Here is a 19514-nt window from a genome sequence, read left to right as displayed (position 1 = left end):
ATGCGGGCGGCCGGCGACAATGGGCTATCGTCACGCAAGGGGTTCACCGAACCATCGCGCCATGGCCCTGGCAGCTTCCTCATGGTCCGAGGCGGCCTCGGTGGCCCAAGCGACGACGCCGTCGGGGCGCACCAGCACGGCGCTCAACCCGAGCCGGTCATTGGCGTCCCCAGCGACATAGGTGATCCGATCGCTCCAACGAGATGCAAGCGCTCGACGCTGCGGCTGGGAATCGAAGTCCAGGAATACGCCTTTGCCCATCCTGAGAAGCTCGGCGAGCTTTGTCGCGTCGGCCAATTCGAAGTCCGGAGCGCTAAGCCCCGCCAGCTGGTGGTTCTCGTCAAGATCGTAGCGCAGCGACACGCCCCACACCCGCTCGGCAAAATAGGTGGCACCGTCGCGGGTATCGATGAGATCACGGATGATGGCTTCGAGCGCGCGCGTACTGGCGGTCGGCCGCATGATCGCCACCTGGGCACGTGACCAGTCGAGGATCTGCGCGCCCACAGGATGCCGCTCGCTGAAATAGCTGTCGATCAGACCGGCCGGCGCGCTGCCCCGGATCGTGGACGCCAGCTTCCAGCCAAGATTCATCGCATCCCCAAACCCGAGATTGAGCCCCTGGCCGCCCAGCGGAGAATGGATATGCGCAGCATCACCCGCAAGCAGCACCCGCCCCTTGCGGTACGCGGTCGCCTGATAGGCGCGATCCGTCCAGGTCGCAGCAAGTTTGAGAGTGGTCAGGGTAACGTCCGTGCCGGAGATATGACGCAATACTGCCTGCACATGCTCGAGCGTGATCGCCTGGGTCCGATGAAAAGCGCCCCCGTCGAAATCGACCATCGCGATCGTCCCGGGGGACGAATAGGTATACATGCCCGTCGGCGTGTAGTGACGGCCCGGGCGGAGCTTGTGCGTATCGGCCATATCCGCTTCAACGGAATAGCCTGTGAACTCGGGATGGGTTCCGGCGAACCCGAAACCACCGGCCTTGCGCACCGTGCTGCGGCCGCCATCGCAACCGACGAGCCAGCGCCCGCGAAAAGTCGAGGTGCCGGCACGAATCGTCACGTCTTCGTCCGATTGCTCGAAACCCTCGACGCCGAGGCCCCGCCTGATTTCCACACCCATGGCCTGAGCGCGGGCGGCCAGGACCGATTCCAGATGCTCCATCGTGACCGGAATGCCGGCGACGGCGGAGCTCGGCAAGCGATAGGGCCACTTCGAAGGATCGACATTGTCGTGGAAGAACTGGATGCCGGCGAAATGACCGCCGGGGCGACGCGACTGTTGCATCCAGTGCGCAGCACTCGAGACACCACCACCCGAATCGTCTTTCGCGCGTTGCGGCGCCGCGATGTCATCCAGCAAGCCGCGACGATGGAAAGCCTCGACAGTGGGCACCAATAGGCCGCGCAAGCCGAAGGGAAGCCGCTTCAGGGGGGAATGCGGATCTTCGTTCTGCTCCAGCACCAACACGGATAGATCCGCAAGGCGCAGTTCACAAGCCAGGAACAGGCCGACCGGCCCTGCGCCGGCAATCACGACATCATACAGCAAAGGACAAATCCTCCATCGTCCTCGTCAACATCGGTGTCGGCGGCATCGTCGCCTTGCCGAAAGGCTCGGTAACGGGCCCAATCATCGCTTGAGGCATATTGCCAATCTCGTTATAAAATCGCACTGAGTGCGATTTATTATTACACCCAGTGTAATTTTGCAAGAGACGCCTATGGAACCGTCGGTATGAAGGACGTCTTGGAAAGGCCGCAAGGGCTGCGGGAACGCAAACGGCGTGAGACGTCCGAGCGGATCATCGATGAGGGTTTGAAACTGTTCGTGAAGCACGGCTACGAAGGCACGACGCTCGACGCGATCGCGCAGGCAGCCGGCATTTCACGTCGGACCTTCTTCTATTATTTCAAGTCCAAGGAGGATGTTTTGCTGTCCGCGCGTGACGGTGGCTTCCGGGAGGCATTGAAGCCGGCAATGCTCGAAGAGTCGCCTGACCAAGCCCCTCTCGCAGCCGTTCAAAACTGCCTGATCAAGCTTGCCTCACGGCGAGAGACCAAGGAGTCCATCGTTTTCGATCGCCTGATGCAATCGACCGAAGCCCTGCGGGCGCGCAAGGAGGCCGGTTTCGTCGAGACCGAGCGGATTCTGCTGGAAGCGATGTGTGAGCTTTGGCCATCGCCGGAGCGGCGGGACGGGCTTCGGCTGGTCGCGATGGTGGCGATGGGTACGCTGCGCCTGGCCCTGGAGCGATGGAAACAAAACGAGGCGGCACATCCCCTCGCCCACTATGTCGATGAGAGTTTCAGGCTCCTGGCGCAAGAGTTCTGAAGGTGTCCGCCTTTCCCTATTGTGCCGTCAGAGCCAGGCTTGCGCCTCAGCCAGCCTCCCCATAATCACCGCAGCTCTGCTAACCTAGATCCATGTCCGCCCCCATCCGCAAGATCATCCATATCGACATGGATGCCTTCTACGCCTCCGTCGAGCAGCGCGACGATCCCGGGTTGCGGGGACGGCCGCTGGCCGTAGGTTATTCGGAAAAACGCGGCGTGGTCGCCGCGGCGAGCTATGAGGCGCGAGCCTTCGGCGTGCGTTCGGCCATGCCCTCCTCGACTGCGCTGCGCAATTGTCCCGACCTCATCTTCGTCAGGCCGCGTTTCGAGGTTTATCGCGCCGTCTCCCGCCAGATTCATGCCGTCTTCACCGAGTTCACGCCGCTGATCGAGCCCCTGTCGCTGGACGAGGCCTATCTCGACGTCACCGCAAATTTACAGGGCCTGCCCTCGGCGGCGGCCACGGCCGAGGCCATTCGTGCCCGTATCCTCGAGGAGACCGGCCTTACCGCCTCGGCCGGCATCTCCTACAACAAATTCCTGGCCAAGCTCGCGTCCGACCATCGCAAGCCCAATGGCCAGTTCGTCATCACTCCAGCCATGGGACCGGCTTTTGTCGAGACGCTGGCGGTGGCCAAGTTCCACGGTGTCGGCCCGGTCACCGCGGAAAAGATGAATCGGCTCGGCATTTTCACAGGAGCCGACCTCAAGGCACGGCCGCTGGAGGATCTCATCCGCCATTTCGGCAAGGCCGGCGCCTGGTATCACACGATCGCGCGGGGCGAAGACGACCGGCCGGTGGAGCCGGACCGCCCGCGCAAATCCGCCGGCTCGGAGACGACGTTCTCCGACGACCTGACGAAGCCTGAGGATATCGAAACGGGTGTCCTCGCCATGGCGGACGAAGTCTGGGCCTGGTGCGAGAAAACCCAAGCCTTCGGCCGCACCGTGACGGTGAAGATCAAATATGCCGATTTCCAGCAGGCCACCCGCAGCCGTACCCTCACCGCGCCGGTCCATACCCAGGAAACCCTGCGGGCCGTCAGCCTGGAACTCATCCGCAGCGTGTTTCCGCCGGCAAAAGGCATCCGCCTGCTCGGTGTCACCATGTCCGGCTTCGCCTCGGAAGAGCCCTCGGACGGCGCACAGCTCGAACTCGGCCTGGACGGTTGATTCCTCGACAAATTTGCCTGGTCGAACCGCCCTTGCAGTTCGCCCGTGGTCATAATGTCCTGGGATCGATCCATCCCTATCTCGACATACCGCTTGACTTAAAGTTCACTTGAACTTGTATCAAAACTCCCTGAGTGATTCAGGGAGCTTCGATCGATGACGGTTCATACCGATCTCAAAGGCCTGCGTGCGGCGGTTACCGGCGGCACCTCCGGGCTTGGGCTGGCCCTCGTGCGGACGCTGGCCAAGCGGGGCGCTAAGGTGGCCTTCGTCGCCCGCACCAGCGATGCCGTGACGCGCGTGGCTGCCGAAACCGGTGCGCTCGGCATTGTCGGCGATGTCGGACGCAAGACCGACATCCATGCCATTGCCCTGCAGATTACCGGCAACCTTGGCGGTCTCGATCTCCTCGTCAACAATGCCTCCAGCCTTGGGCCTGTGCCTCTCGCCTTGCTGGCCGACACGCAATGCGAGGAGTTGGAGGCAGCCCTCGCCACCAACCTGGTCGGCCCCTTCCGCCTGACCAAGGCTCTGTACGGCGCCCTCGCTGCCTCGGCGCGGCAGGGACGTGAGGCCAGCGTGGTCAACATCAGCAGCGACGCAGCCGTCAACGCCTATGCCGGTTGGGGCGCCTATGGCGCCAGCAAGGCCGCGCTGCAGCATCTCACCGCTATCTGGGCCGAGGAAGCCCGAGAAGAAGGCATTCGCTTCCTCGCCGTCGACCCCGGCGACATGGACACCCCCCTGCATGCGCAAGCCATTCCGGAGGCCGACAGATCCTCGCTCAAGCGTCCCGAGGAAGCGGCATCCGAGATCATTCGCAGCCTGGGCCTGGATGAGCCGCGCCTCGCTCTGACCATGGAGGCCCGGCCATGATCGCCGCCGACAATCCGGAGCCTGGCGCCGCCCGGCTGCTCGCCGTCTCGGGCACGGGCAAAATCCGCCATCTGCCGCGCAGCGCTTTGTCTCTGCTATTCAGCCCCGGCGACCTCATCGTCGCCAATGACGCAGCTACCCTGCCCGCCAGCCTTGCCGGCATCCATGCCGAAAGCGGCAGGCCGATCGAAGTCAGGCTGGCCGCCTGGGTCGCGGCCGGTGATCCCCGTCACTTCATCGCCATCGTCTTCGGGGCGGGCGATCACCGCATGCGCACGGAAGACCGCCCCGCGCCACCGCAGCTTCTCGCCGGCGACAAGCTCGAACTTGGCCCACTCACGGCCATGGTCGAGCGCTTGCACGGCTATCCTCGCCTGGTATCGCTGCGTTTCCCCGGCCCCCCGGAACAGATCTTCGCCGGGCTGGCGCAGCATGGGCGGCCGATCCAATACGCTCACGTGCCCGAGCCTCTCACTCTTTGGGACATGTGGACGGCAATGGCGGCCGAGCCGCTCGCCTTCGAACCACCCTCGGCCGGTTTCGCGCTCGACTGGCGCACGATCGCCGCCTGGCGACGCCGCGGCGTGGGTTTTGCCAGCCTGACGCATGCCGCCGGAATTTCCTCGACGGGCGACGCGGTGATGGATCTGCGCCTTCCCTTCGACGAGCCCTACCGCATCCCGGCGGCGACGGCAGCTGGGATCACCCGCACCAAGGCGGTCGGGGGACGCGTGATCGCCATCGGCACCAGCGTAGTGCGGGCTCTCGAACACGCCGCCTCGCTCCCCGGTGGCCTCAAAGCCGGCGATGGCTTGGCACAGGGGCGAATCGGGCCGAAATCAAAGCTTCGTCTCGTCGATGCCGTTCTGAGCGGCGTCCATCTGCCGGGCGAGAGCCATTTCGAATTGCTGCGCGCCTTTGCCGGCGATCGCATTCTCGACCGGATCTCGCTCATGCTGGAAGCGTGGAACTACCGAGCCCACGAGTTCGGCGATTCCGTGCTGATCGAGCGCCAGGCACCAGCGCAGGAGGATTACATCGAACCACCGCCAGGCATCACGGCAACCTCCATATGGGCAGGGGCGGCCCCTACTCCATGAGGGCCGCCTTCATGAAGCAAACCATGGTGGCGTGAACGGGCTCGTCGCCGACCACGCGGATGGCGTGCTGGCGGTCGCAGCGATAGCGCAGCGTCTCGCCAGGCTCAGCCCGCTCGAGCACGCCGGCCACGTCGACCTCGACCACGCCGGCCAGGATCGACAGGCACTCGACCGAGCCGCGCTGATGGGCGTCGCTTTCAAGCACGCCGCCCGGCTCGGCCCGAAAATCATACCATTGCAACCATTCCACCGTCTTCAGCCAGCCGACCACCGCCAGACGGCACTTGCCGTCGTCGGAAATGATCACGGGCGTATCGACACGGGTGGTCTTTTCGATGAAGGCCTCGTCCTCGCTCGAACCCAGTACCCTTTCGATCGAAACGTCGAGGGCTTGGGACAGGCGCCAGATCGTCGCCAAGGTGGGGTTGGTTTCGTTACGCTCGATCTGGCTGATGATCGACTTGGCAACCCCGGATTGCTCGGCCAACTCCGACAATGAAAGATTATAGGCCTTGCGCAGACGCTGGACCGTCTTGCCGAGTTGCCCCGATAGCGCGACCGCGCCCGCATCGAGTTCACCCCGCCTTTCCAATCCGCTCATTACCAGCCTTCCGTTTGTTATGACGAACGATCGTTTGTTCTGGCGGACAATACGGCCAAGCTGAGCGAGAGAAAAGCCTTTTGATGGAAGCAAAGGCAGGATCGAACACATGTCCATCGCGTGATGGCCTTACATGACACCAGTACCATCGAAACCCGATGGCAAGACCTGGCACAAGACTCCCTCTGCACGGCAGATCGTCCTATGATCGCAGCCTCGACCGTGCCGACCGAACGCGGGCGGGCTATGGGATTTGACCGGGATTCGCGATGGGGCATGGACAAAAGAGTTCGAGCGAGCCGGTTTTCTGGTACCGGAGCCCGGCGCCGCGCTTGAACATGCTGGTCAGCGGGATCTACGGCTATCGGGAGAACGGCGCTGCCATGCAGGGCCTCACCGAGACCGCCTCGCTGACCGTGCCGCTGATCGTCAATTTCGGCAGCCCGTTCCGCATCGGCCTCGGCAGGACCCCAACCCTTGCAGACAGTTATGGCAGCTTTGCCGCTGGTCTGTTTGCCGGCCCGATCGTCATGGATTCGGATGGCGCGGCCGAGTGTATCCAGATCAATTTCACGCCGCTTGGCGGGCGGCTGTTCTTCGGGCTGCCGATGAGCGAGCTGGCCGACCGCATGGTTGCGCTGGATGACCTCGCCGACTGTGACATCGATCAATTCGCCCGGCGGCTCGCCGAACTGAACTCCTGGGAGTCCCGCCTCGATCTCGCCGAGCATTTCATCGCAATCCGCCTCGACCGCGCCCCGCAGGCCAATCCCTCGATCGGCTGGGCCTTCTCCCAGCTCATGCTCAAAGGCGGCGACGTGCGCATCGGCGCACTGGCGGAAAAACTCGACTGGAGCCGCAGGCGCCTGGTCGCAAGCTTCCGCGAAGAGATCGGCTTGCCTCCGAAATCCGTCTCCCGCATCATCCGCTTCAATGCCGCGCAGGCTCTCGCCGCCAAGGGCACGGCGGCAGGATGGGCCGATATCGCAGCGGCCTGCGGCTATGCCGATCAGGCGCATCTCACCCGCGAATTCACCTCGCTGGCAGGATGCGCACCGACCGCCTGGCGCCCAGCCAAGTAATCCCAGACCTCCTGGCGCATTTCAGGTTTGAGCACCCGGCAGTTTTCGACACCAAATCAAAGATTTGGCGAAAATCGCCAGAAGGAGCCGAGAGTCATGGAAAATGACTCTCGGTATAACATTTCTTCAAGACCACCCGCCGCCCTTGGAGCCACAGTCCACTCCGGTTCACAAACGGAGACATGTTCCATGGTACTATCGTCGACTGAAGCCCCCCGCCTCTACCCGGCCCTGCGCTATGCCAATGCGCGCGCCATGATCGACTGGCTGCAGGAAGCCTTCGGCTTCACCTTGCATGCCTGCTACGGCAATGGCGACGTCGTCGATCACGCCCAGCTCGCCCTCGGCTCTTCGATGATCATGCTCGGCTCGGCTCGCGACGACACTTTCTGCAAGATCGTCGGCTCGCCTGGATCAGGAGGTGGCAAGTCGATCTATATCGCCGTCGACGATGCCGATGCCGCCTATCAGCGCGCCAAGGCCGCCGGGGCGATAATCGAGCAAGAGCTCGTCGATCGCGACTATGGCAGCCGCGAATTCATCTGCCGTGATCCGGAAGGCAATATCTGGGCTTTCGGTACTTATTGGCCGAAGGCGGCCGAACCGTCGACGCCCTGAAAAGCTGTACGGCAATGGTGGCTCAAGCAACCGGAGCGTCGCTGCAAAACCGATACCGATCTTCGGGAAGAACGATGCGAAAGGACCTGCAGCATCTTGTTCCCATCGACACACCGGCGCCACGCCCTTGAGGCTACGGATACCCCCAGTAGAGACGGCGTGACGAGAATGAGCCCATGGTCAGCAGGTTCCTTGCAATCTTCACATGCATCGCCAAGAGCGAATGCTCCCGCAGGCATTCCGCCGGCACCTGGGAAAAGGAACTTGAGAGGCTCACGCCCGGCTGGCAGCTCGGCAAGCTCAGCCTCTCAGAACGCCGCTTCCTGTTCGAAGCCCTGTCTACCGGCAAATAGACTGGTGGGCCGCCAGACCAGGAGCAGGGGAATCAAGGCCTGGCTGCCCTCCCCCGACTGGTGAAGGCAGCCAGGCACCGCACTCTTGCTATTCGGCCGCCAGCTTTCTCGCCTGCGCGTCCTGGATGGTGCGCCACACCACCTCGGGGGTCGCAGGCATATCGAGCTTGGTGACGCCGACGCCGCGCCTGAGAGCATCGATCACCGCGTTCATCACCGCCGGGGCGGCGCCGATGGTGCCGGCCTCGCCGGCGCCCTTGACGCCGAGCGGATTGTTCTTGCAGGGGATGTTGCGCGTCTCGAAATGGATGAAGGGCAGATCGTCTGCACGCGGCAGCGCATAATCGGTGAGAGATGCCGTCAGCAACTGGCCGTCTTCCGAATAGACCGTACGCTCAAGCAAGGCCTGGCCGATGCCCTGGACTACACCGCCATGCACCTGGCCTTCCAGCAGCATCGGGTTCACCACCATGCCGAAATCGTCGACGATGGTGTAACCGAGGATGCCGGTGACCCCGGTCTGAGGATCGATCTCCACCTCGCAGATATGCGTGCCGTTCGGATAGGTCGCCTCGCCCGGCTGATAGTCGGTCTCGGCGCTGAGCAGTTCAGGCGTCGCCTTGGGCAGGCGGGCGAGCGCGGCAAAATCGATCGCCTTGTCGGTGCCGACTACGCGCACTCGGCCGTCCACGATTTCGAGATCGGCGATGCCGGCCTCGAGTTCGTCGGAAGCGAGCGTCTTGAGCTTCTCGGCCAGAGTCTGGCTGGCCCGGGCCACGGAAGCCCCGCCCACCGGGATCGAGCGCGAGCCGCCGGTGCCGCCTCCCGTCTTGATGCGATCGGAATCGCCCTGGATGACGTTGATGCGCTCGAGCGGCAGGTCGAGATATTGCGAGACGAACTGCGCATAGGCCGTCAGATGCCCCTGCCCGTTGGTCTGCGTGCCGATCAGCACGGTCGCGGTGCCATCTTTTTCGAGCGTGACGCTGGCCACTTCCTTGGGCCCGTCGGCGCAGGCCTCGATATAGGTGGACATGCCGATGCCGCGGAACTTGCCGGCCTTCTTGGAGGCCTGCCAACGGCCCTTGAAATCACCCCAGCCGGCGACATCCATGGCCTTGCGCATATGACCCTCGAACTCGCCGGAATCATAGGTCCGGCCGGTCGGCGCCTTGAACGGCATCTGCTCGGGCCTGACGAAATTGCGCGTGCGTACCGTGTCGACGGAAAGCCCGGTCTCGAAGGCGATGGCATCCATCAGCCGCTCGATGAGATAGGCGGCCTCCGGCCGGCCGGCGCCCCGATAGGCATCGACGGGCAGCGTGTTGGTGAAGACGCCGCGCACCCTGACATCCATGGCACCGATCGCATAGGCGCCAGTCGCCATCAACGCGCCGAGCCAGGGGATGAAGGGACCGAACTGCGACAGATAGGCGCCGAGATCGCCGATGATGTCGATCTTGACCGCCAGGATGCGCGAACGGCGATCGAGCGCCGCCTCGATACGACTGATATTGTCGCGTCCCTGGGTATCGGCCAGGAAATGCTCGGCCCGGTCGGCAAACCACTTCACCGGCTTGCCCAGACGGCGCGCCGCCTCCAGCGAGAGCGGATATTCACGATACATGAAGGCCTTGGTGCCGAAGCCGCCGCCGACATCGCCAGTCTTCACATGCACCCTGTCGGGCTCCACCTTGAAGACATGGTTGGCGAGCGTGTCGCGGATGGAATGCACGCCCTGGCTGCCGACAGTCAGGGTGAAACGCTTGCCGTCCCATTCGGCAAGGCAGCCGCGGGTTTCCAAATAGTTGGCAACCAGACGGTTGTTGACGACGTCCAGGGACACCACGCGGGCGGCCTTGTCGAAGGCCTTGGCCACTTTCTTGGCATCGCCGATCTGGGCATCAAAGGCGAGGTTCGAGCCATGCTCGGGCCAGACCAGCGGCGCGCCGGGTTCCAGGGCCGCCACGGAACCGACGATGGCGTCGAGCGATTCGTAGTCGACCGGGATCGCCTCGGCGGCGTCACGCGCCTCGATCAGCGAATCGGCGACCACGAAGGCGACCGCATCGCCGACATGGCGCACCACGTCGCGCGCCAGCAGCGGATAAGGCTGTGGGCGCTGCGGCGAGCCGTCGGCATTCTTCATCAAGGCGAGACAGGGAAGATCGCCGAGGTCATCGAGATCGGCAGCCGTCAGAATCAGCTTTACGCCCGGCATCGCTGCGGCATCGGTAAGATCGCCAATGCTGAAACGGGCATGGGCATAGGGAGAGCGCAGCACATAGGCCCGCAGCACGCCGGAACGCGATTCGTCATCGACATAACGGCCCGTGCCGGTGATGAAGGACTGGTCCTCCTTGCGACGCACAGCTTGGCCAACGCCAAATTTGGTAGGCGGCATCAGGAACCTCCGGCAATTTAATGAATGGCGCTTCTGAATATAGCCTTCGAATAGCACGGAGGAAGCCGATTTCAAAAAACCTGAAGAATTTTTCCGTCACACGCTGGACACACACAAAGAGCTTTGCTACATCGCGGCCATCGAACGCGGCACCGCGTCGCGCTTCGGTGGTTTCGATGGGCGCATAGCTCAGTTGGTAGAGCAGCTGACTCTTAATCAGCGGGTCCTAGGTTCGAGCCCTAGTGCGCCCACCATCGAAATCCCTGATATCGCTAAAGAAAAGCAAGGCGCCCTTCGAGGCGCCTTCTTTGTTTCAGGGCGAAGCGCCACCCTGTTGCCGATTTGAACACCTCCCTGCCATGCGAGACCGGCAGAGACTTGAGCAATGATCGCAACCCCCATGTGACTCGAACGAGCATCTTGGATGTAGAAGAGCCTATCGGCGAGCGCTGCCGTCTTGAGTTCATCCAGGTAGTGCCAGGCATCCCGCGCGAGACAGACGTCGTCACAGCCCTGGATATTTGCCTGAAAAGATCCCTCGCACATGGCGTGGCGCTTAGGGCACCCGCAGTTTTGGCTGAACCAATTCGCATCTAAATCTATGGGCGCCAGCAACGGCCATGCGGTGCCGTTTGGTTAGGTCTATCGATTGGGATTTGGCCAATGTCGATGCCTGAATTGTCGAAAACCTTTCATTCTTGAAATAACTTTCTCTCGAAAAAACAGTCACCAAACAATTCTCCTCAGATTTCGATATGAGTAGGACATACGCTCTCCTAAAGAGTTAGTATTTTCAACACTCATACTCCTTATAAAAATGTCTCCCGGTGATATCATCAGCATTAATGGACTGTGGGGCATTCCAGAGAGAGCGAGTTATTCGTCATGAACATCGCCTTCGCAAACAAAATAGAAAGAGAGTCGAATTTAAGTTCCAGAAAAATTGAAAACATACTCGATACGAACAAGCAAGTATTTAAAGAAAATTACAACGTTAGACCCTTCAAGCTTCACCATACACTTTGTCGAAGTGGCTTATTCGAGGTGCCTGAGATCGTTAAAACTGCTCGCAGCATAATCGCGAGCGGCAATGCCGCCGACTTTCTCGCTCTTGATTTGAAAAAGGTATCGATCAGCAGCAAATTCACCGAGGCCACGCAGCATGACCGGCCGACCGAGTTGATCGAGCGGCTTGGCGAGGGCGGCTCCTGGATCAGGCTTTCACGTACACAGAATTACAATCCCGATTACGCCCGGGTTCTCGCGATGCTCATCGATGAAATCGGGACATATGCCGATCGCCCATTCCGCCAGGAGGTGACTTGGGCAACCCTGACCGTGATTCTGTCTTCGCCCGGGATCTCCACCCCCTTCCATATCGACCACGAATCCAACTTCCTGTTCCAGATTCAGGGCGAGAAGGATGTCTGCCTGTTCGATCCCAAGGATCGCGAAGTCCTGCCAGAAATCGAACTCGAGCGCTTCTATGCCAGCAGCTACAATACACCGCGCTATAGGCCCGAATTACAGAGCCATGGCGAGATCTACAGACTGACACCCGGCGAAGCCGTGCACCATCCGCCCGTAGCGCCACACTGGGTCAAGAACGGCAGCGACATCTCGGTGAGCCTGAGCATTTCCTTCTGCATGCGCGCTCTGGAGCAACGGGCCAGGGTTTATCAGGCCAACTTCATGCTGCGCCAACTCAGGCTGAAACCGCGACCGCCCGGCTTTTCACCGGCGTGGGATGCTCTCAAGGCAAAACTGGTTTCCGCCCTCGAAATGCCCAATCCCAAGACCTTCCAGGATATCGTCTACTCGCCGATGATGCGGCTGAAATCACCAATGCAGTTCATCAGGAAGGTTTTCAGACATCGAGGCGTCACCTGAAAAGACGATATGCCTGCCGGTTGCGCGCGCGATGGGTGGCGCGATGGGTGGGATGAGAGTGAGACAGGTCCCCGCTTGTCGTCGCTGCCAGATCGCGGTCGAGCGCCGTTCGACCGAACGATCGGGCTGCAAAAGAAAACCCGGCGCTGTCGGAACGCCGGGCCAAGGAGGTTGCTGTCCCGCTGAATCGCTGGACGCCGTGATAAATTCCATATCACGTGATACGATCGTGACGTGTGAGCCATCTGAATGCTCCAGCTTCGATCTTGCCCCCTCGCGGACAAGAAAAAGCCCGGCGTTACGCAACGTGCCGGGCCAAGATCGGATGCGACGTATCGGGCCGGTATTGGGAACGGCCGACAACGCACGATGATTAGACCAAATGGTGTGACGGGGGCGTGATAAAACCCAGCTCACCATCGCATCGATATTCGCCACGTCCGAATCTCGATGCAGAACGCGGGCCTACGCCATCTCCATAGCAGTGCCCCCCAATGGCTGTCATGACTTCGACAGGCGTTTCACATTGGAACGAACCTTGCGTCGATAGTCTCGAACGACGGTGCCAGGCGCCGTGCCCGTCATGAGCTTGCCTGCGGCTTTCTGCGCGGCTGTGACTTTCTCGCTGATCATCAGCTTGGCCTCGCGCTCGGCGCGGCTTCCGCCCTGAGCCAGCCGAAGCGTACGCAGTAAAATGGCTTGCTGTGATTCAAAAGCGAGCATCGACATATCGTAAAATAATTTAAACATCCGGTCTCCTATACCGCAACGTAACATAGTCCGATGTTTGCGACATGGCTATGTCGTTCGAAAGAGCCCGGCCTCGTGCTCGCCGCTCAGCCTTAATTGCCCCCGTCCCTCCGTCAATCTCATCGACGAGGACCATCTTCACGCCTCCCCTGCAGCCACCGCACCGCAGGGGCATCGTGCGATCCCACTTTTCAGAACGCGCCGGTCGCGTCCTTGCGCATCTTCTTCACGACGGGGTTGGCTCCCATCCACAGGGACAGGCGGGTCAGCACGACGAAGAACAGGAACAACCCGCCGAGTACCAGCGGCACCAGCCATTGCTCCCCGCCGCGTAGGCGGAGAGATCCGAGACCACCCAACTCCTGCCACGAGTTGGTCAACGCGACGAAGCCAAAGATCACAGCCAGGTTAAAAATCAACGAGATGACGAAGCCGACGAGCGCTATCGACCATGCCTTGCCGCCTTTCGGCTTCATGCCGGTGCGGGAGGCATAGTATTTCCCGGTCCCCGTGCCTGCAGACAGCAAAGGCAGGACGCCCAGGAAGGAGTTCTTGCTCATGTCGATGTGTAAGAATGCCTCCAGCAGGAATGCAATGACCACGACGGCGATCGCGGTCAGAATATACAACCATGAAAAGCGGAAAATGGCCGCTCCGAATGAAACGGTGTTGGTCGTTGGAATGTAACTATCCACTTAGAAGCCCCCCAAAGGCTCAAACAAAATCGAGCAGGCCGCGCTCAACCAGCTTTCGATCGTCTCTCTAGCCGATTCCTTGCGCCATTATGAGTTGTACATCCGGACTATGCAGTTTCATGCGAGACTCATCATCATCATAGCGGCTGCTTCAAGAAGGAACGCTGCGCCGCGGCATTCCAAGAGCGTTTTGGAAGCCCTGCAACTGCGATCATGTATCCGGCAGCTCGCCGTACCTGCCATCTATGATCCGGTCGCGGATATATCGTGGCAGAAGAATTGAATCACGAATTGACGGCGGCCTGGCGGGAACACTCAGCCGGAATTTATCTGCATTCTGATGTTACCCAAAGTACACCGAGATCAAAGATACCAATTATACCAAAGTATGTATTGGTGACACCTATGTATAATCCTGTTACGCTGAACTTCTAATCCTCATCTAAGTTTCAGCAGTCTAAGTTCTGGGCGTTCCCGTCTGGGAACCCGGAGGCCCGGATGACAACCTCAGCAAGGCGTCCTTCCCGGGCCTCCCCCCTTATCAGCCAGCCATGATCGGTATGCTCCGGCTGAGATTGATCCGCATTTCGTGCAAGAACTGAGACCGCCTGTCGCCATCGGACGACAAGAGGCTGAGCAGGACGTTGCGCGCTCTGTGCAAAAACGCACAACCGTGCAGCGTGTCAAAGGCTAAGCCGCGCATGGATCATTTCGATGGTCCATGCAGTGCATCCTGACACATCGCCATCAGCCCCGAGCCCTTCCCATGATTGCAAGAGCCACCATCCTGCTGCCAGCCACGTTGATATGCCTGGTGGCGCTTACGCCTGCCAGGCTTGCCGCCCAGGAGACCGCCGCAAGAGACGCGACCGTGGCGACTGCCCCCGAATGCGCTCCGGGCTTCCATTTCAATCAATGGCGAAAATGCGTGCCCAATCGCACCATCAATGACGCCAGCCGAGATGCGTTCGATCCCCGGCACATGGCGTCGAATGCCTCGGTCGGCCGGCTATCGGAGCGTCGGAAGAACATCGACATGTGCCCGCCATCGCTTCGTCCCAATCACTCCGGCCAATGCGTTCCCCATAGCTGACGGACAGATACCAAAGCGGAAGCAATTCAAAGGGGTACCTCTCGGTGCCCCTTTTTGCATGTCCCGAACCTGCATCTCAGGCCGCGTGCCGTCGCAGGCGCTTGATGCCCTGCCAGACCAGGAACAGCACCACCGGTGCCGCGCACAGCATGGCGATGGCCTTGTCGACATGCCAGATGTGGCTGACGCCCTCGATCATGTAGCCCAGGATGGCGAGAGCATAGTAGGAGATCGCGATGATGGAGAGCCCCTCCACCGTCTCCTGCAGGCGATACTGGCTTTCCGACGTGCGCGAGATGGTGTCCAGAATCGTCTGGTTCTGCGTTTCCAGGCTGAGGCTGATATGGGCGTTCAGGAGTTCCGCCGAACGTTCCAGCTTCATCGCCACCGCCTGCAGGCGCTTCTCCGTTGCCAGGCAGGTGGCAACGGCCGGGTTGGTCCGGTTGGTCAGATAGCGGTCGATGGTGGTGAACTCGCCGATCGGCCGCTCGACGAGTTGCCCCAAGCGGGTGCCGAGCACCGCCGCATAGGCCTGGCTCGCCGCGAAACGGAAGCTGGTTTCCTCGATGCTGCGGCCGACATCGGCCGACAATGCATGGATGGCCTCCAGCGCCTCCCGGTTCTCCCCGGTTGAATGGGCGTGGCCGACCCGGCCCATCACCTGGCTCACGGCCCCCTCGAACTGGCGGATCGTCGAAGCGAGGGCCCGGGCCACCGGCAGGCCGAGCAGAACGAAATTGCTGTAGGTCTCGATCTCGAGGAGGCGGCGCACCAGCACGCCGCGACGCACGACGTTGCACTGCCCGGCCGCAAGCTCGTAGCGGGTGAACCCGTCGCGATCGCGATTGAAATCCGTCGCGACCTGGGCCCTGCCGTCATAGAGTTCGGAATAGCACAGGCTGATCGGGTTGAAGCCGACCAGCGCCGCTTCCGAAATGGCGTGGGTCTCGGTCAGGTCGATGCGTGTGGCACTGACCCGCTGCAGCCCCGCGAAACAGTCCAGGCCGATACCCTCGGGCCAGGGCTCGCGGTCGGTGAGGACGGATTGCCAGGTCAGCGTGGCAAATTCGTTGTGGAGTTCGAAAGTGGCCTTGCGTCCGCCTCTTTCCACCGTGATGTGGCGTGTGCGGGCATCTTCGAAGGGCAGAACGGGCTGGCCGGCGAAAAGGGCGAAGCCTCGCGCCACTTCTTCCAGCGAAGGTCCCTCGCCTCCCGGCATGAAGGCAACCCTGCGGATGCGCGCCGCAATGGCGATCGGCTCGGTCGGCCTGGCATGCAATTCGGCATAGACGGCCGCCCGCCCCGGATGGTCGGCAAACGGGGGCTCGCTCGCTTCCGAGGTGCCGATCGCCGTCATCGTGACTTCTCCAATTCCATTGCGCCGAGCCTTTTGAAGCAACTTCCGAGCCAAGGCCCGCTGGTTCATCCGTCCGTGCTCGCAGGAAATACACGTCAGCGTTGCAGTCCGAAAGTCTGAACAGGCGCCCGTGCCCGCATCCATTTGACGCGGCAAGCTTATTCTTTGATTCTCTTCGGCGGCGGCAACGCTCAAGACGGGGTCCGTCGCAATCGCCAGTCAGGGAGTACGAGAGCCATCATGAGTGTCGTCCTGGTCACCGGAGGGGCCGGCTATATCGGCAGCCATGTCTGCAAGGCATTGGCGTCATCCGGACACAGGCCCGTTGCCTGCGACGATCTTTCGAGCGGCCGAGGAGAACATGTCCGCTGGGGCCCCTTCGAACAGGGCGACATTGCCGATGCGGACTGGCTCGCCGGCGTCTTTGCCCGGCACCGGCCTGGCGCGATCATGCATCTTGCCGCCTATGCCGATGTGGGTTCGTCGGTCACCGATCCCGCCCCCTGCTACGCCGCCAATGTCGCAGGCACTCTGGCGGTGATCGAGGCGGCGCGGCACAACGGTAATTGCCCGATCGTCTTCTCCTCGACCTGCGCCGTTTATGGCGACGCCCCGGTTCTTCCGGTTACCGAAGCAACCCTCCCGGCCCCCGTCAGCCCCTATGGCACCACCAAGCTCATCGACGAGCAGGCGCTCCGACATTACGACGCGGCCTATGGCCTGCCCAGCGTGGTGCTACGCTATTTCAATGCGGCCGGCGCCGACCCTGACGGCGAGATCGGCGAACGGCATGCAACGACCAGCCTCGCCATACCCAAGGCGATCCGCGCCGCCCTGGGCCTCGGCCCCGTCTTCAAACTGTTCGGCACCGACTATCCCACCGCCGATGGCACGGCCATGCGCGATTATGTCCATGTCGTCGATATCGCCGATGCGCATCTGCGCGCCCTGGATCATCTGTTGGCGGGAGGCGGCAGCCTGACGCTCAACCTCGGCAGTGGCCGCAGCACCACCGTAAGGGAATTGCTGAAAACGGTCGAAGCCGTCACCGAGCGACCTGTACCCGTCCAGCCTTATCCTCGCCGCAGGGGCGATCCGGCAGCCCTTTATGCGAATATCGACAAGGCGGCCGACACGCTGGGCTGGTCGCCAGGCAACAGCGACCTCCGCAGCATCGTCGCCAGCGCCGCAGCCTGGATCGAGAAGTCACCGGGTTAAGACAAGAGCAGGCCTCAGGCCGCGGCCGTCCCCAGCAGGCGGGCATATTTGTCGGTGGCCTCGATCAGGCGATGCAGCGTACCCGGCTCGGAGAAGGAGTGGCCTGAGTCTTCCACCATCTGCAATTCGGCCTTCGGCCAGCGCTTGGCCAGTTCCCATGCCGTGACCGGCGGGCAGACCACGTCATAACGCCCCTGCACGATGGTGCCGGGGATGTCGGCGAGCTTGCCGGCATCGCGCAGCAATTGCCCCTCCTCCATCCAGCCGCCATGCACGAAATAATGGTTCTCGATGCGGGCGAAGGCCAGGGCGAATTGTTCCTGCGCGTGGCCCACGGCAGGCCCCTCCGGCATCAGCGTCGAAGTCTCCCCCTCCCAAACGCTCCAGGCACGGGCCGCCGCGAGGCGGGTCGCCGCATCATCGCCCGTCAGGCGCCGATGATAGGTCAGGATCGGATCGGCCCAGGCATCCTGCGGCAGATCCTTGCGGAAGGCTTCCCATTTGTCCGGGAAGAAATAGGAGGCTCCTTCCCGATAGTACCAGTCGAGCTCCATGCGGCGCAGCGTGAAGATGCCGCGCAACATGAGCGCCTGCACCGCCTGTGGGTGGGTCTGCGCATAGGCAAGCGCCAAGGTCGAGCCCCAGGATCCGCCAAACAGGCTCCAGCGATCGACTTTCAGCACTTCCTTGCGCAGCCGCTCCATGTCGGCCACCAGATGCCAGGTTGTGTTGGCCTCCAGATTGGCATGCGGGCGGGAGCGGCCGCAGCCGCGCTGGTCGAACAGCAGGATGTTCCAAGAGCGCGGATCGAACAGGCGCCGATGCTTGGCCGAACAGCCAGCCCCCGGGCCGCCATGCAGGAAGGCCACCGGCAGGCCCTCGGGATTGCCGGCGAGTTCCCAATAGATGGAATGACCGTCGCCGACATCGAGCATGCCGGAGCGATAAGCCTCGATTTCGGGATAGAGCCCGCGCCTCGGCGTGCCATCAGGCTCGCTCGAGCGATCAAACGCCATGATGAAATTCCTACGTACTGAACCGGTATCGGCAATGATGCGAGGCCACTCTCTAAGGCGGCATCTTCGCCGATTACCCAGAACGAGCCCGGGCATGAGAAATGGCGACTGCCCCTGAAAAGACAGCCAAAGCGACCGGCGACCTGCGCCGGCCGCGCTGTCCTGCCTCAGTGCAGGATCTGACTGAGGAAGAGCTTGGTGCGCTCGTGCTGGGGATTGGAGAAGAAGGCGTTGGGCTCGTTGCTCTCGACGATCTGGCCGGCATCCATGAAGATCACCCGGTCGGCGACCTGGCGGGCAAAGCCCATTTCATGGGTGACGCACAGCATGGTCATGCCATCATTGGCAAGGCCGACCATGGTATCGAGCACTTCCTTCACCATTTCCGGATCGAGAGCCGAGGTCGGCTCGTCGAACAGCATGATCTTCGGATTCATGCACAGGGCCCGGGCAATCGCCACGCGCTGCTGCTGGCCGCCCGAGAGCTGGCCCGGATATTTGTTGGCCTGCTCGGGGATCTTGACGCGCTTGAGGAAGTGCATCGCCTTCTCGGTGGCATCGGCCTTCGACATCTTGCGCACCCAGATCGGGGCGAGCGTGCAGTTCTCCAGCACGGTCAGATGCGGGAACAGGTTGAAGTGCTGGAACACCATGCCGACCTCACGTCGCACCTCGTCGATGCGCTTGAGATCATTGGTGAGCTCGATACCGTCAACCACGATCGTGCCCTTCTGGTGCTCCTCGAGGCGGTTGATGCAGCGGATCATCGTCGATTTGCCCGAGCCCGACGGCCCGCAGATCACGATGCGCTCGCCCCGCTTCACGGTGAGGTTGATGTTCTTGAGAACATTGAACTCGCCATACCACTTGTTCATCTCCGTGATCTGCACGGCGATCGGGCTCAGTTCTCCAGCAGTGTTTTGAACGGCGTTAGCCATTTTTC

General features: G+C 61.7%; 17 protein-coding genes and 1 tRNA gene. 10 read left to right on the top strand and 8 right to left on the bottom strand.

The window, feature by feature from the left end:
* Positions 1–30: 30 nt before the first annotated feature.
* Positions 31–1560: an FAD-dependent monooxygenase gene (locus ACZYTC_RS07135; RefSeq protein WP_488989203.1), complete on the bottom strand. Its 1530-nt coding sequence runs from the start codon at positions 1558–1560 to the stop codon at positions 31–33.
* Positions 1561–1746: 186 nt separating this feature from the next.
* Between ACZYTC_RS07135 and ACZYTC_RS07130 the strand changes: the two genes are divergently transcribed.
* From ACZYTC_RS07130 to ACZYTC_RS07115, 4 genes are all read left to right on the top strand, one after another.
* Complete coding sequence (locus tag ACZYTC_RS07130) at positions 1747–2343, top strand: TetR/AcrR family transcriptional regulator (RefSeq protein ID WP_441773946.1); 597 nt, start codon at positions 1747–1749, stop codon at positions 2341–2343.
* A gap of 92 nt (positions 2344–2435) precedes the next feature.
* Positions 2436–3518 carry a DNA polymerase IV gene (gene dinB / locus ACZYTC_RS07125; protein ID WP_488989202.1) on the top strand — a complete coding sequence of 361 codons (1083 nt, stop codon included), beginning with the start codon at positions 2436–2438 and terminating at the stop codon, positions 3516–3518.
* A 156-nt stretch (positions 3519–3674) separates the two neighbouring features.
* Entirely contained in the window at positions 3675–4394 is a 720-nt protein-coding gene (locus ACZYTC_RS07120) for an SDR family NAD(P)-dependent oxidoreductase (RefSeq protein WP_488989201.1), read from the top strand.
* Complete coding sequence (locus ACZYTC_RS07115; RefSeq protein WP_488989200.1) at positions 4391–5494, top strand: S-adenosylmethionine:tRNA ribosyltransferase-isomerase; 1104 nt, start codon at positions 4391–4393, stop codon at positions 5492–5494. The genes ACZYTC_RS07120 and ACZYTC_RS07115 overlap by 4 nt, the downstream gene beginning before the upstream one ends.
* Here ACZYTC_RS07115 and ACZYTC_RS07110 read toward each other — a convergent pair.
* Entirely contained in the window at positions 5484–6095 is a 612-nt protein-coding gene (locus tag ACZYTC_RS07110) for a helix-turn-helix domain-containing protein (protein ID WP_434956753.1), read from the bottom strand. The genes ACZYTC_RS07115 and ACZYTC_RS07110 overlap by 11 nt on opposite strands.
* A 269-nt stretch (positions 6096–6364) precedes the next feature.
* Between ACZYTC_RS07110 and ACZYTC_RS07105 the strand changes: the two genes are divergently transcribed.
* The 3 genes from ACZYTC_RS07105 (at position 6365) to ACZYTC_RS07095 (ending at position 8148) form a co-directional block, all read left to right on the top strand.
* The gene (locus ACZYTC_RS07105) at positions 6365–7177 is read left to right on the top strand and encodes an AraC family transcriptional regulator (RefSeq protein WP_488989199.1); all 813 of its coding nucleotides are present in this window, start codon (positions 6365–6367) and stop codon (positions 7175–7177) included.
* 189 nt (positions 7178–7366) lie between these two features.
* Positions 7367–7795 carry a VOC family protein gene (locus tag ACZYTC_RS07100; RefSeq protein WP_434956755.1) on the top strand — a complete coding sequence of 143 codons (429 nt, stop codon included), beginning with the start codon at positions 7367–7369 and terminating at the stop codon, positions 7793–7795.
* A gap of 176 nt (positions 7796–7971) precedes the next feature.
* Positions 7972–8148, top strand: coding sequence for a hypothetical protein (locus ACZYTC_RS07095; protein WP_441773941.1), 177 nt, complete (start codon positions 7972–7974; stop codon positions 8146–8148).
* 88 nt (positions 8149–8236) lie between these two features.
* On the opposite strand, the gene ACZYTC_RS07090 is transcribed toward ACZYTC_RS07095, so the two are convergent.
* Complete coding sequence (locus tag ACZYTC_RS07090) at positions 8237–10552, bottom strand: xanthine dehydrogenase family protein molybdopterin-binding subunit (RefSeq protein ID WP_488989198.1); 2316 nt, start codon at positions 10550–10552, stop codon at positions 8237–8239.
* Positions 10553–10730: 178 nt separating this feature from the next.
* Between ACZYTC_RS07090 and ACZYTC_RS07085 the strand changes: the two genes are divergently transcribed.
* A tRNA-Lys gene (locus ACZYTC_RS07085) sits at positions 10731–10806 on the top strand.
* A gap of 631 nt (positions 10807–11437) precedes the next feature.
* Positions 11438–12442 (top strand): cupin-like domain-containing protein, encoded by a 1005-nt coding sequence (locus tag ACZYTC_RS07080; protein WP_488989197.1) that lies wholly within the window; start codon positions 11438–11440, stop codon positions 12440–12442.
* 501 nt (positions 12443–12943) lie between these two features.
* Here the strand turns inward: ACZYTC_RS07080 and ACZYTC_RS07075 are convergent.
* The 3 genes from ACZYTC_RS07075 to ACZYTC_RS07065 form a co-directional block, all read right to left on the bottom strand.
* Entirely contained in the window at positions 12944–13192 is a 249-nt protein-coding gene (locus ACZYTC_RS07075) for a hypothetical protein (protein ID WP_434956759.1), read from the bottom strand.
* 191 nt (positions 13193–13383) lie between these two features.
* Positions 13384–13887 carry an ABZJ_00895 family protein gene (locus ACZYTC_RS07070; RefSeq protein WP_434956760.1) on the bottom strand — a complete coding sequence of 168 codons (504 nt, stop codon included), beginning with the start codon at positions 13885–13887 and terminating at the stop codon, positions 13384–13386.
* A 1169-nt stretch (positions 13888–15056) separates the two neighbouring features.
* Entirely contained in the window at positions 15057–16337 is a 1281-nt protein-coding gene (locus ACZYTC_RS07065) for a DUF3422 family protein (RefSeq protein ID WP_488989196.1), read from the bottom strand.
* A gap of 240 nt (positions 16338–16577) precedes the next feature.
* Between ACZYTC_RS07065 and galE the strand changes: the two genes are divergently transcribed.
* Positions 16578–17555, top strand: coding sequence for a UDP-glucose 4-epimerase GalE (galE, locus tag ACZYTC_RS07060; RefSeq protein WP_488989195.1), 978 nt, complete (start codon positions 16578–16580; stop codon positions 17553–17555).
* 14 nt (positions 17556–17569) lie between these two features.
* Here the strand turns inward: galE and pip are convergent, their stop codons facing one another.
* Positions 17570–18571 carry a prolyl aminopeptidase gene (gene pip, locus ACZYTC_RS07055; protein WP_488989194.1) on the bottom strand — a complete coding sequence of 334 codons (1002 nt, stop codon included), beginning with the start codon at positions 18569–18571 and terminating at the stop codon, positions 17570–17572.
* A gap of 167 nt (positions 18572–18738) precedes the next feature.
* Positions 18739–19509, bottom strand: coding sequence for an amino acid ABC transporter ATP-binding protein (locus ACZYTC_RS07050; RefSeq protein WP_434956764.1), 771 nt, complete (start codon positions 19507–19509; stop codon positions 18739–18741).
* Positions 19510–19514 lie beyond the last annotated feature (5 nt).

The organism is Labrys sp. F242, from assembly GCF_057813875.1.
The sequence above is the reverse complement of the archived record's forward strand: the minus strand, read 5'-3'. Positions and strand labels throughout refer to the sequence as shown.

What these genes read in the sequence shown, in the direction of transcription:
- ACZYTC_RS07120 (WP_488989201.1), top strand. Translation starts at nt 3,675, where the DNA reads ATGACGGTTCATACCGATCTCAAAGGCCTGCGTGCGGCGGTTACCGGC.
- ACZYTC_RS07130 (WP_441773946.1), top strand. Translation starts at nt 1,747, where the DNA reads ATGAAGGACGTCTTGGAAAGGCCGCAAGGGCTGCGGGAACGCAAACGG.
- dinB (WP_488989202.1), top strand. Translation starts at nt 2,436, where the DNA reads ATGTCCGCCCCCATCCGCAAGATCATCCATATCGACATGGATGCCTTC.
- ACZYTC_RS07080 (WP_488989197.1), top strand. Translation starts at nt 11,438, where the DNA reads ATGAACATCGCCTTCGCAAACAAAATAGAAAGAGAGTCGAATTTAAGT.
- ACZYTC_RS07105 (WP_488989199.1), top strand. Translation starts at nt 6,365, where the DNA reads ATGGGGCATGGACAAAAGAGTTCGAGCGAGCCGGTTTTCTGGTACCGG.
- ACZYTC_RS07115 (WP_488989200.1), top strand. Translation starts at nt 4,391, where the DNA reads ATGATCGCCGCCGACAATCCGGAGCCTGGCGCCGCCCGGCTGCTCGCC.
- ACZYTC_RS07100 (WP_434956755.1), top strand. Translation starts at nt 7,367, where the DNA reads ATGGTACTATCGTCGACTGAAGCCCCCCGCCTCTACCCGGCCCTGCGC.
- pip (WP_488989194.1), bottom strand. Translation starts at nt 18,571, where the DNA reads ATGGCGTTTGATCGCTCGAGCGAGCCTGATGGCACGCCGAGGCGCGGG.
- ACZYTC_RS07110 (WP_434956753.1), bottom strand. Translation starts at nt 6,095, where the DNA reads ATGAGCGGATTGGAAAGGCGGGGTGAACTCGATGCGGGCGCGGTCGCG.
- ACZYTC_RS07090 (WP_488989198.1), bottom strand. Translation starts at nt 10,552, where the DNA reads ATGCCGCCTACCAAATTTGGCGTTGGCCAAGCTGTGCGTCGCAAGGAG.
- ACZYTC_RS07050 (WP_434956764.1), bottom strand. Translation starts at nt 19,509, where the DNA reads ATGGCTAACGCCGTTCAAAACACTGCTGGAGAACTGAGCCCGATCGCC.
- ACZYTC_RS07095 (WP_441773941.1), top strand. Translation starts at nt 7,972, where the DNA reads ATGGTCAGCAGGTTCCTTGCAATCTTCACATGCATCGCCAAGAGCGAA.
- galE (WP_488989195.1), top strand. Translation starts at nt 16,578, where the DNA reads ATGAGTGTCGTCCTGGTCACCGGAGGGGCCGGCTATATCGGCAGCCAT.
- ACZYTC_RS07065 (WP_488989196.1), bottom strand. Translation starts at nt 16,337, where the DNA reads ATGACGGCGATCGGCACCTCGGAAGCGAGCGAGCCCCCGTTTGCCGAC.
- ACZYTC_RS07075 (WP_434956759.1), bottom strand. Translation starts at nt 13,192, where the DNA reads ATGTTTAAATTATTTTACGATATGTCGATGCTCGCTTTTGAATCACAG.